Genomic DNA, 10,759 nt, shown 5'->3' on the forward strand with positions numbered 1-10,759 from the left:
GGTGGCCGGGCCCGGTGGTCCGTAGCGGGGTGCGCGCTCCTCAGGAGTACAGTCGCCCTGCCCAGTCGCCCCAGGTCCACCAGGTGAGAGATGTCCAGCCACATAGACGAGCGGTCCACGCACGACAGACCCGATGCCGACCTCTACGCCGCGCGGGCGCAACGGCTCCGGCGGCGGCTGGAACGTCTGATCGGCATCGCCGCGACCGAGGGCAACAAGCTCGTTCCGCTCCGCAACGGGGACCAGATCTTCGCGTCGATGCTGGAGTCCATCCGTGGTGCGGAACACACCGTGGACATGATGACGTTCGTGTACTGGCGCGGGGACATCGCCCTCGAGTTCGCCGAGGCGCTGTCGGAGCGGGCGCGCGCCGGAGTGCGGGTGCGGCTGCTGCTGGACGGGTTCGGCTCGCGGCTCATCGAGAAGGACCAGCTGGCGATGATGGACGAGGCCGGGGTGGAGGTGGCGTGGTTCCGCAAGCCGTTGTATCTCTCGCCGCTCAAGCAGAACCACCGCTGCCATCGCAAGGTCCTCATCACGGACGAGGAGACGGCGTTCACCGGTGGGGTCGGGATAGCCGAGGAATGGTGCGGCGACGCCCGTGACGAGAAGGAGTGGCGCGACACCCATGTGCGGGTGCGGGGCCCGGCGGTGGACGGACTGGCCGCCGCGTTCGCGCAGAACTGGGCGGAGTGCCACGACGAGCTGTTCACCGATCGGGACAGGTTCGTCGACGCCACGGATCACGGTGACGCCGTGGTCCAGGTGGTGCGCGGCTCCGCCGGCTTCGGCTGGCAGGACATGCAGACCCTGCTGCGCGTCGTTCTGGAGTCCGCCGAGGAGCGGGTCCGGCTCTCCACGGCCTACTTCGCGCCCGACGCGTACTTCATCGGTGTGCTGTGCGACGCGGCCCGCCGGGGCGTCGAGGTGGAGATCCTGCTCCCCGGGCCGCACACGGACAAGCGCGTGTGCAGGCTCGCCGGGCAGCACTACTACGAGGAGCTCACCGCCTGTGGTGTGAAGATCTACCAGTATCAGCCGACCATGCTCCACACCAAGACGCTGACGGTGGACGGCATCGCCTCACTGATCGGGTCGACGAACTTCAACCGCCGCTCCCTCGACCACGACGAAGAGGTGATGCTCGCCGTCCTTGACCGGGAGTTCACCGCGACGCTCGACGGTCACTTCGACGAGGACGTGGAGCGGAGCACCCTGATCGACGGCGCGCGGTGGAAGCGCCGCTCGCCCGCGCAGAGGATCCGGGAGGCAGCGGTGCTGCCGATCCGCCGGTGGCTGTGACGCGTACGCACCGAGGCGCCACCACGAGCCGTGGTGGCGCCTGGGTGCTTGCCGCGCGGCCGGTCAGCCGCCGACGTACCAGCTGAAGCCGCCGGACGAGGCGGCCACGGCCATCAGGACGACGAAGAGGATCACGTCGATGATGCCGAGGACGAGTCCGGCCTTCGCCATCCCGGCACCGCCCTTCGCGGCCACCTGACGCAGGCCGAGGGCGCCGAGAACGATGGCGACCGGGCCGAGGACCACGCTGAAGAAGACGAGCCCCACGATTCCGCAGACCAGGCTCGCGACAGCGAGACCATTGGTCCCGGACCTGGGAGTGGCCATGGACGAACTGTCGTAGTGCGACATCACTCTCTCCCGTCGGTTCATCGTGCTGTGTGCTTTCGGTGAAGTGCGGGTGCCCCTCTTGCGATGCCCCAATCACCCGGTTCCTGGGGGTGTGACGGCTGCCGCCCGGGGCATACGGGCTGTCACCTGCCGCTTGTCAGGTGAAGGGAGTGGTCCATGAGCGAGTCTGTCGAGACACGGCCGGAGACGACCGCGGTGATGACGGAGCCCGTGCCCGATCTGCAGCTCCAGCTGCTGATCCAACTACTGGACAGAGAAATGCGGTCCGGCCTGCCGATCACCCTCACCCTGGCCGGTGGCGTACTCCACGGAGACGTGATCGGCCATGAGGCGTGGAAGGCGGACTGGGCGCGGAGCCTGCGCCAGGTCGAGGGTGAGGGCGCGAACCTGATAGCGGAGTTCCCGGAGACGGTGGACCAGGGGATCAGAGAGCTGCACACCGGGGACGGCACCACGCAGCTGCCGCGCTGGATTCATCTGAGGGACGCCACATTGGTCCTCGGCGGGACAGGGTCCCTGCGGCTGCCCCTCTGGCGCGGGCGTCTGGCCGATGTGTCGGGCTGGGCGCTGGGACGGCCGCAGTGAGAGTGCGGGACGGCCGTGGGGGCGGACGGTGCGTCCGCCCCCACGGCTGACGCCGTCCTGAGTATTTCCGGGCGCCGGAGCAGGCCCCACTGACATGATCGGCGGCATGAAGGTACTTGTGATCGGTGCGACCGGGACGATCGGTGGTGCCGTGGCCGGCGCGTTGGAGGCGTCTGACGCTCCTCATCAGGTCGTCAGGGCCTCCCGTGGCGGCCCGGTGAAGGTCGACCTGGAGGTCCCCTCCTCGCTGGACGCGCTCTTCGGTGACCTCCCGGACCTCGACGCGGTGGTGTGCTGCGCCGCCAACGGCCCACTGGTGGATCTGGCCTCGGTGACGGACGCGGAGTTCGCCGACGGGGTGCGGGGCAAGCTGCTGGGCCAGGTCGCACTCGCCCGGCGTGCCGTACGTCATCTGCGGGACGGCGGCTCGGTCACACTGACCGGAGGCACCTTCTCCGCCCCGCTGTCCGGCGGCTCGCTGGGTGCGCTCGTCAACACCGGCCTGGAGGGCTTCGTCCGCAACGCGGCTCCTGAGCTGCCGAGGAATCTACGTCTGAATCTCATCAGCCCGGGCTGGATCAGGGAGACCCTGGAGCGCATGGGGGCGGACGGGGCGGGCGGCACGCCCGTCTCCGAGGTCGCCCGTGCCTATGTGACGGTCGTGGAAGGCACCGCGCAGGGCCTGACCGTACGTCCGTGAACCAGCCCGCTCGACGGTTCTAGACGGTCGGCGCGGCCCCCGGCCGGGACGCCAGGGCGGCGAGAAGCCAGTCATGCGCGGACCCGGGTGTCGGCTCGGGCCGGCCCGCCGGTGGGCTGACCAGTTCTGCCGTCAGTTCCCAGTACCGGTCGATGCGCGGGTCGGCGGCGAGCTGCCGGACGAGGGCGCGGCGGAAGCCCGGGGTGTCCGCCGTGTTCCCGGCGCTCGCGTACGCGTCCACGAAGGCGTCCAGCGCCTCCCCCGGGCAGGGCGCCTGGCCCCGGCGCATCTCGGTGGCCGCGAGGTCGTACGCCTCGGCCAGGCCCGCGTACAGCACGGCCGACTCACGGGCTCCCGCGGCTCTGTGCGCGTGGGGCTGGGTCGGCTCGTCGCCGTCGCAGGGGCGGGAGACCATCGCGTACAGCCGTGCGAAGGCGAGCACCTGCGCCGGACGGGGGTCCTCGGGCGGCTGCGGGACCGCGATCTCCAGAAACGCGGTGACGGCCCTGGCCGGCATGCGCGGCGGCAGCCAGCCGCGCCAGAAGCGGGCCAGGGGTGCGGTGTCCGGCGGCGCGGTCACGGCGCCGATCAGGCGCAGCCGGTCCGGGCGTTCGGCCGCCGGGCACTCCTGCACCGAGCGGAGCGCCGCCTCTCGCCAGCGCAGCGCCCTCAGCTGGGAGCCCAGTTCGCGCAACTGTCCGGCGACGGCGTCCTCCAGGGCTCCGCCCGCACGCCCCGCGCTCTCCTCCTCGTCCAGGACGCGGCGCACCGCGGAGACCGGCAGGTCCATGGTGCGCAGGGAGCGGATCATGCGCAGCCGGTCGAGGGAGTCGGGGCCGTACCTGCGGTGGCCGCCGGCGCTGCGGGACGCCTCGGGCAGCAGGCCGTTGTCGGAGTAGAAGCGAACCGTCTTGACGCTGACTCCCGCCCGTTCGGCGAGTTCGCCGATGCCGCACAGTCCGTCGTACGACGAGAACACTTGAACCTCCCTCAGGGGGAGTTCCTACGGTACCCGCGAGAAGGCCGGCCGATCGGGCCGGCCGACACCTTACGGAGAGACCATGACCGCGTTCATCCTGGTGTCCGGTGTGTTCACCGGCCCGCACGTGTGGGACGAGACGGCTGCGCGGCTGGCCTCGGCGGGTGCCGAGGTCCATGCGGTGGCCCTGACCGGGCTCGGAGGGGCCCGCCCGCCCGCCGGTACGGAGATCGGCCTGGAGACGCACATCGCGGACGTCCTCGCGGTGATCGACTCGGTCGGACAGGGGGCGGGACGGGAGGTCGTGCTGGTCGGCCACGACTACGGCATCCATCCGGCCGTGGGAGCCGCCGACCGGCGGGCGGGGTCGGTCGCCCGGATCGTGTACCTGGACTCGGGGCTTCCCCAGGACGGTGTCCCGGCCCTCGCCGCCGTGCCCGACCGGGGGACGCGCGAGGAGGCGCTGCGGGCCGCCGAGGCCGGGACGCCCGGCGCGGCGCTGCCGCCTCCGGCCCGTGACACGTGGCACCTCTGGGGCAGCACCGCCGACGTGCCCGGCACGGCGCTCGACCGGCTCACCGCACTCGCCTCGCCGCACCCCTTGGGCACGTTGCTCCAGCCACTGCGGCTGACGGGTGCGGCGGCCGAGGTGCCCATGACCGGAGTGCTGTGCACCGGCAACGGAGCGAGCATCGCGACGGTCCAGGCCCGTGTGGACCTCGGCGAACCCAGCCTGCGGGGGCTGACCGGCCCCCGAGTCACCTTCTTCGAACTGCCCACGGGTCACTGGCCGATGCTGTCGAGCCCCACGGCACTGGCGGTGACGCTGCTCGACGCCGCGGCGGGCGAGGGGCAGCGGCTGACTCCGGTGGACGCCACGAAGCCCCCCTCGCACCTGCTGCCGTTCCTGCTGGACGTGCCCGAGCTGCCCCGCGAGCGGACGGACAACATCGATCTGTATCTGCCGCCCGGCACCGACGGCCCTCGTCCGGCGGTGGTGTTCGTCCACGGCGGCCCGGTGCCCGCCGAGGCGCGCCCCACCCCCCGGGACTGGCCGGTCCTCACGGGATACGCCCGGTACGCCGCCGGCCACGGAGTGATGGGGGTGACCCTGGACCACCGTCTGCACGCCGTGACCGACTACGAGCGGGCCGCCTCCGATGTGGCGGACGCGGTGGCACGGGTCCGGGCCGATCCCCGGGTGGACCCGGACCGGGTCGCCCTGTGGTTCTTCTCCGGAAGCGGCCCGCTCACCGCGGACTGGATGGCGAAGCCCCCGTCCTGGCTGCGCTGCCTCGCGGCCGACTACCCCATCATGGCGCCGCTGCCGAACTGGGGGCGGCTCGACCGGCGGTTCCACCCGTCGGACGCTGTCGCACACGCGGGGTCCCTGCCTCTCGTACTCGTCCGGGCGGGGCTGGAGACCGCCGACATCGCGGTCACCGTGGAGGAGTTCCTGACCGCCGCATCGCAGTGCGGGGCCGACATCGAGGTGGTCGACGTGCCGAACGGGCACCACGCCTTCGAGACGATCGACCGCACCGACGAGTCACGCGACGCCGTGCACCGCGCCATGGGCAGCGTTCTGCGTCATCTGACGGCGTGAGCCGGTCTCCCCGGGAACGGCGAACGAGCGGGTGCGGGGCCGTGCGATCTGGACGACCCTGGAGTGGATGCCGCTGGGATCGACCGTCCGTTCGAGGAGGTTGCTGTGACGAAGAAGAAGGACAACCTGAGCAAGGGCGACAAGGTGGCCTGGAAGAGCCACGGCCAGGACGTGACGGGCAAGGTCACCGAGAAGCACACGGACCGCACCCGTGCCGCGGGGCGCACCGTCGACGCCTCCGAGGAGGAACCGCAGTACGAGGTGGAGAGCGACAAGTCCGGCCGGTCCGCGGTGCACCGGCCCGGCGCCCTGCGGAAGAGGCGCGGCGGCTCCTGATCCGGTGAACGGGGCCGCGGGCGGGCAGTCGGGTCACACGAAGAGGCGGTCCCCGTGGCGGCTGCTGGCTTCGGAGCCCGGAACGTGATCGGCTTGACACCCCGTCAGCCGTACGGGGACCGAGGCGAGGGACACGGATGACGAACCGACAGCACCCGCCGGCACCGGACGCCGTCGTCGTGGGCGCGGGCCTGGCGGGACTGGCCTGCGCGCTCGACCTGTGCGGCGCCGGCCTCCGCGTCGAGCTGCTGGAGGCCTCCGACGGAGTGGGCGGCCGGATGCGCACGGACCGCAAGGACGGATTCCTCCTGGACCGCGGCTTCCAGGTCTTCAACACCTCCTACCCACAGGTGAAGAGGCGCCTCGACCTGCGCGCGCTGCGCCTGCGGCCGTTCACCCCCGGTCTCATCGCCCGTACGCCCGCCGGGCGGGTGCGGGTCACGGACCCCACCCGGCGGCCGGAGGACGCGGCACGGCTGCTGCCCGGACGTGTTCTCCCGGCCCGTGACCTCGCCGCCCTCGGCGTACTCACCGCGCGTGACGTCCTGCTGCCCGCCAAGCGCCTGGGACGCATGCCCGACCGCACCGCGTCGGAAGCGCTCGTGCGGGCCGGGCTGTCGCCGCGCGCGATCGAGGACCTGCTGCGGCCGTTCCTGTCCGGGGTGTTCCTGGAGGAGGGGCTGGAGACCTCGGCGCGCTTCCTCCACCTGGTCTGGCGCAGCATGGCGCGAGGCACGCTCTGCCTGCCGGCCCGGGGCATCGGCTCCGTACCGGCCCAGCTCGCCGCCGGGCTGCCGGAGGGCGCCCTGCGGCTCGGTACGGCCGTCGCCGGGGTCACGGAGTTCGGGGTGCTCCTGGCCGACGGCGGCGAGCGGCCGGCCGCCTCCGTCGTGGTGGCCACCGACTCCGCGACGGCCGGCCGCCTGCTGCCCGGCCTGCCGGTGCCCGACAGCCGTACGGTGACGACATACTACCACGCGGCCGAGCGGTCACCGCTGACCGAGCCGACCCTCCTGGTGGACAGCGGCCTCGCCGTCCTGAACAGCTGTGTCCTCACCGAGGTCGCCCCCACCTACGCTCCCCCGGGCACGGCGCTGATGTCGACCTCCGTGCTCGGCTCCGGCCCGCCCGGCGGGGACGCGACGGTCCGCGCACGCCTGGCGGAGCTGTACGACGTGGACACGAGCACGTGGGACACGGTCGCCGCGTACACGGTGGAGGGCGCTCTGCCCGCCATGCGGCCCCCCTGGCCCCTGAGCCGTACGACCCGTTTCGCGCCGGGCCGGTACGTCTGCGGGGACCACCGGGCCACCGGCTCGGTGCAGGGCGCGCTGGCCTCCGGGAGCAGGGCGGCGCGCGAGGTGCTGGCCGACCGTGCGGCGGCGCGGACCCCCGGGACGTGAGCGGACGCTTCCGGGGGCGCGTGGACGACGCCGTCGTCGTGGGCGGCGGCGCCGCCGGACTCTGCCTGGCCGACCGGCTCGTCAGGAGCGGTACGGCGGTGACGCTGGTCGAGGCCCCCGACGGGCCACTGCGCCCACCGGAGCGCACCTGGTGCTACTGGGAGGCGGGCACCGGCGAGTTCGAGGACGCCGTCGTCGCCTCCTGGGAGCGGCTGCGTGTGCGGGAGCCGGGCGGCGGCGTCATCGAGGCGGCCCCCGCACCCCTGCGATACCGCATGGTGCGCTCCGGCCCTTTCGAACGGCTGGTCCACTCCCGGCTGGCGGCGAGCCCGGTGGCCCGCGTCGTGCTTGCCACCGCACACGAGGTGCGCGACACGCCGTACGGCGCCGAGGTGTGCTGCACGACGGGCGACGGCGGACCGCTCACCCTGCGCGGCCGGTACGTCTTCGACTCGCGGCCCGTGCGACGTACACCGCCGCACCGCACCCTGCTGCTGCAGCACTTCCGGGGATGGTTCGTGCGCACCGCCCTCCCCCGCTTCGACCCCGGCGTGGCGGACCTGATGGACTTCCGGGTCCCGCAGCCCCGCCACGGCCTCGCGTTCGGCTACGTGCTGCCGCTCGCACCGGACCTGGCGCTGGTGGAGTACACCGAGTTCTCCCGTGCCCCGCTCACGACTGCCGCGTACGAGGCGGCCCTGCGGCAGTACACGGGCGAGGTCCTGCGACTCGGCCGGTTCGCGGTGGAGTCGGCCGAGCAGGGTGTCATCCCCATGACTGACGCGCGCTTCCCCCGCAGGACCGGCCGCGCCGTCTTCCGTATCGGGGCCGCCGGCGGCGCCACCCGCCCGGCGACCGGCTACACCTTCGCGGCCGTGCAGCGCCAGAGCCGGGCCATCGCCGCTGCCCTGCGGAGCGGGTCCCCGGGGGTGCCGCCGCCGCACGGCCGCAGGGCTCTCGCCATGGACGCCGTGCTGCTCCGGGCCCTCGACACCGGGCGTGTGGACGGGCCGCGCTTCTTCACCGACCTCTTCCGCCGCATCCCCATGGAGCGGCTGCTGCGCTTCCTCGACGGCGGGAGCACGCCGTGGGAGGAGTTCGGGATCGGCCTGCGTACGCCCGTGGGCCCGATGCTCCGCACCGCGGCCGAACTCCCCTTCCTCACCCGCCGGGCCACCGGCCGATCCGAAGAGAGCCCCCGATGACCCTCCTGCGGGACCGCGATCTGGCCCACGCCTTCGATCACGCGTCGCACACGTACGACCGGCTCACCGCGCTGAATCCGGGCTACCGCTCCGACCTCCTCCGCTCGGCGCACCGGCTCCGGCTGCCGAGCGGCGGAAGGGGACAGCGGGTGCTCGATCTCGGCTGCGGGACGGGAGCCTCCACACGGGCGCTGCTGCGGGCGGCCCCGTACGCCGAGATCACGGCGGTCGACGCCTCCGCGGGCATGCTGGAGCGGGCGCGTGCGAAGCGCTGGCCCGCGAACGTCCGCTTCGTGCACCGCTCCGCGGAGGACCTCGCCGCCACCGACGACGACGGCTCGTACGACGCCGTCCTCGCCGCCTATCTCTTCCGCAACGTGGCCGAACCCGGCGCGGTCCTCGAAGCCGTGCGCGCTCTCCTGCGGCCGGGTGGCCGTCTGCTGGTCCACGAGTACAGCCTCAGCGGCTCGCCCGTGCACCGGGCCGTGTGGAACACGGTCTGCCGGGGCGTCATCGTCCCGGCGGGCACGCTGACAGGTGACCGTGCGCTGTACCACCACCTGTGGCGCAGTGTCCTGGCGTTCGACACGGCGCCCGCCTTCGAGCGACGGATCGCCCGGGCCGGTTTCCCCTTCGTGCGGACCGTGCCCGTCGGCGGCTGGCAGACCGGGATCGTCCATGTGTTCCTGGCCCGGAGCGGCGTAAACGGCGAACGGCCCGAGGCGTCATGAGCTCCCGCAGGCGCCGCCCCGGACCCGCCCGGCACGGGCGTGACCGCCGGGCCGAGGTGCTCCTGCCGGAACCCGGGCGTGAGCGCTTCACCGGCGACGCGCCGTCGGCCGCGGTGATCGGCGGCGGCATCGCCGGGCTCGCGGCGGCGACCGCACTCGCCGAACGCGGTGTCCGGGTGACTCTGTACGAACAGGGCGAGACGCTCGGCGGCCGTCTCGCCGGGTGGCCGGTCCGCCTCGCCGACGGCTCCGGGGTGACGATGAGCCGCGGCTTCCACGCGTTCTTCCGGCAGTACTACAACCTGCGCGGGTTGCTGCGCCGTTCGGATCCCGGGCTGGCGGCGCTCACCCCGCTGCCGGACTATCCGCTGAGACACCGGGACGGGATGTCCGACAGTTTCGCCCGCGTGCCGAGGACCCCGCCGTGGAGCGCGCTCGGATTCGTGGCACTCAGCCCGGCCTTCGGCTGGCGCGACCTCGCCGCGATGAACCCCCGCGAGGCCCTGCCGCTCCTCGACGTGCGGGTCCCCGAGGTGTACGAACGCTTCGACGGGGTCAGCGCCGAGGAGTTCCTGCACCGGATCAACTTCCCCGAGGCGGCCCACCACCTGGCCTTCGAGGTGTTCTCCCGCAGCTTCTTCGCCGACCCGCGCGAACTGTCCGCCGCCGAACTGCTGCTGATGTTCCACATCTACTTCCTCGGGTCGTCCGAGGGACTCCTCTTCGACGTGCCGCGCGAGCCCTTCCCCCAGGCGCTCTGGGAACCGCTGGGCGGCCATCTGCGGCGGCTCGGCGCCGAGGTGCGCACCGGCACCCCGGTCCACCGCGTCCGGCCGGCCGCCGGCGGGGACCTGACCGTGGAGACCGAAGGGGCGGCCGACCGCCACCACGCCGTGGTCCTCGCCCTGGACACCCGTGGCCTGCGCCATGTCGTGGGCGCGTCGGAGCGGTTGGGGGACGCGTCCTGGCGTGCGGACATCGCTGCCCTGCGCACGGCGCCGCCGTTCCTGGTGTCCCGGCTGTGGCTCGACCGGCCCGTGCGCGGGGACCGTGCGGGGTTCCTCGGCACCAGCGGCTTCGACGGGCTCGACAACGTCAGCGTCCTGAACCGCTGGGAGGGCGAGTCGGCCCGCTGGGCGGCGCGGACGGGGGGCTCCGTGGTGGAACTCCACGCGTACGCCGTCGATGAGCGCGCCGAGCGGAAGCAGGTCCAGCGCCGGATGCTCGACCGGCTGCACGAGGTCTATCCCGAGACCGTGGACGCCGGAGTGGTCGACGTCCGCCATGAATGGCGCGCCGACTGCCCCGTCTTCCCCGTGGGCGGCTACGGTCGGCGGCCCGCCGTGCGTACGCCTCACCCCGGTGTCGTACTTGCGGGCGACCTGGTCCGCACCGGCCTCCCCGTCGCCCTGATGGAGCGGGCCGCGACCTCGGGTTTCCTGGCCGCCAACGCGCTCCTCGCCGGCTGGGGCGTCCGGGGGCAGGTGCTCTGGACCGTTCCGCGCGCCGGGCGCTCCCGGGTCCTGCGCGCCCTCGCCGGCCTGGCCGCGCGGCGCTGACG

At 73.2% G+C, this 10,759-nt stretch carries 11 protein-coding genes; 9 read left to right on the forward strand and 2 right to left on the reverse strand.

Annotated elements, in window-relative coordinates; translation table 11 throughout:
- Positions 1 to 90 precede the first annotated feature (90 nt).
- Entirely contained in the window at positions 91 to 1,302 is a 1,212-nt protein-coding gene (locus ACIP63_RS20295; RefSeq protein ID WP_401517366.1) for a phosphatidylserine/phosphatidylglycerophosphate/cardiolipin synthase family protein, read from the forward strand.
- Between the two features lie 63 nt (positions 1,303 to 1,365).
- On the opposite strand, the gene ACIP63_RS20300 is transcribed toward ACIP63_RS20295, so the two are convergent.
- On the reverse strand, positions 1,366 to 1,653 hold the full coding sequence (locus ACIP63_RS20300; RefSeq protein WP_401517368.1) for a DUF4190 domain-containing protein: 288 nt from the start codon (positions 1,651 to 1,653) through the stop codon (positions 1,366 to 1,368).
- A 156-nt stretch (positions 1,654 to 1,809) separates the two neighbouring features.
- Here ACIP63_RS20300 and ACIP63_RS20305 point away from each other — a divergent pair, with 156 nt between their 5' ends.
- Both ACIP63_RS20305 and ACIP63_RS20310 read left to right on the forward strand, forming a co-directional pair.
- A complete protein-coding gene (locus ACIP63_RS20305; RefSeq protein ID WP_401517370.1) occupies positions 1,810 to 2,238 on the forward strand; it encodes a hypothetical protein in 429 nt (142 codons plus the stop codon).
- A gap of 106 nt (positions 2,239 to 2,344) precedes the next feature.
- A complete protein-coding gene (locus tag ACIP63_RS20310) occupies positions 2,345 to 2,938 on the forward strand; it encodes a short chain dehydrogenase (protein WP_401517372.1) in 594 nt (197 codons plus the stop codon).
- 19 nt (positions 2,939 to 2,957) lie between these two features.
- On the opposite strand, the gene ACIP63_RS20315 is transcribed toward ACIP63_RS20310, so the two are convergent.
- Positions 2,958 to 3,917, reverse strand: coding sequence for a MerR family transcriptional regulator (locus ACIP63_RS20315; protein WP_401517373.1), 960 nt, complete (start codon positions 3,915 to 3,917; stop codon positions 2,958 to 2,960).
- 82 nt (positions 3,918 to 3,999) lie between these two features.
- Here ACIP63_RS20315 and ACIP63_RS20320 point away from each other — a divergent pair, with 82 nt between their 5' ends.
- From ACIP63_RS20320 to ACIP63_RS20345, 6 genes are all read left to right on the forward strand, one after another.
- Positions 4,000 to 5,523: an alpha/beta fold hydrolase gene (locus ACIP63_RS20320; RefSeq protein ID WP_401517375.1), complete on the forward strand. Its 1,524-nt coding sequence runs from the start codon at positions 4,000 to 4,002 to the stop codon at positions 5,521 to 5,523.
- A gap of 105 nt (positions 5,524 to 5,628) precedes the next feature.
- A complete protein-coding gene (locus tag ACIP63_RS20325; RefSeq protein WP_401517377.1) occupies positions 5,629 to 5,859 on the forward strand; it encodes a DUF2945 domain-containing protein in 231 nt (76 codons plus the stop codon).
- Positions 5,860 to 5,996: 137 nt separating this feature from the next.
- Positions 5,997 to 7,262 carry an NAD(P)/FAD-dependent oxidoreductase gene (locus tag ACIP63_RS20330; RefSeq protein ID WP_401517379.1) on the forward strand — a complete coding sequence of 422 codons (1,266 nt, stop codon included), beginning with the start codon at positions 5,997 to 5,999 and terminating at the stop codon, positions 7,260 to 7,262.
- Positions 7,259 to 8,467 carry a lycopene cyclase family protein gene (locus ACIP63_RS20335; RefSeq protein WP_401517381.1) on the forward strand — a complete coding sequence of 403 codons (1,209 nt, stop codon included), beginning with the start codon at positions 7,259 to 7,261 and terminating at the stop codon, positions 8,465 to 8,467. The genes ACIP63_RS20330 and ACIP63_RS20335 overlap by 4 nt, the downstream gene beginning before the upstream one ends.
- Positions 8,464 to 9,198 (forward strand): class I SAM-dependent methyltransferase, encoded by a 735-nt coding sequence (locus ACIP63_RS20340; protein ID WP_401517383.1) that lies wholly within the window; start codon positions 8,464 to 8,466, stop codon positions 9,196 to 9,198. Before ACIP63_RS20335 ends, ACIP63_RS20340 begins: the two co-directional genes overlap by 4 nt.
- The gene (locus ACIP63_RS20345) at positions 9,195 to 10,757 is read left to right on the forward strand and encodes an FAD-dependent oxidoreductase (RefSeq protein ID WP_401517385.1); all 1,563 of its coding nucleotides are present in this window, start codon (positions 9,195 to 9,197) and stop codon (positions 10,755 to 10,757) included. The genes ACIP63_RS20340 and ACIP63_RS20345 overlap by 4 nt, the downstream gene beginning before the upstream one ends.
- The last annotated feature ends 2 nt before the right edge of the window (positions 10,758 to 10,759 follow it).

This window comes from Streptomyces sp. NPDC088746, assembly GCF_044751065.1.
GTDB lineage: Bacteria > Actinomycetota > Actinomycetes > Streptomycetales > Streptomycetaceae > Streptomyces.

Bases quoted from the DNA above. Each gene is read 5' to 3' on its own strand.
- ACIP63_RS20310 (WP_401517372.1), top strand. From the start codon at position 2,345: ATGAAGGTACTTGTGATCGGTGCGACCGGGACGATCGGTGGTGCCGTG.
- ACIP63_RS20345 (WP_401517385.1), top strand. From the start codon at position 9,195: ATGAGCTCCCGCAGGCGCCGCCCCGGACCCGCCCGGCACGGGCGTGAC.
- ACIP63_RS20330 (WP_401517379.1), top strand. From the start codon at position 5,997: ATGACGAACCGACAGCACCCGCCGGCACCGGACGCCGTCGTCGTGGGC.
- ACIP63_RS20295 (WP_401517366.1), top strand. From the start codon at position 91: ATGTCCAGCCACATAGACGAGCGGTCCACGCACGACAGACCCGATGCC.
- ACIP63_RS20340 (WP_401517383.1), top strand. From the start codon at position 8,464: ATGACCCTCCTGCGGGACCGCGATCTGGCCCACGCCTTCGATCACGCG.
- ACIP63_RS20320 (WP_401517375.1), top strand. From the start codon at position 4,000: ATGACCGCGTTCATCCTGGTGTCCGGTGTGTTCACCGGCCCGCACGTG.
- ACIP63_RS20305 (WP_401517370.1), top strand. From the start codon at position 1,810: ATGAGCGAGTCTGTCGAGACACGGCCGGAGACGACCGCGGTGATGACG.
- ACIP63_RS20300 (WP_401517368.1), bottom strand. From the start codon at position 1,653: ATGTCGCACTACGACAGTTCGTCCATGGCCACTCCCAGGTCCGGGACC.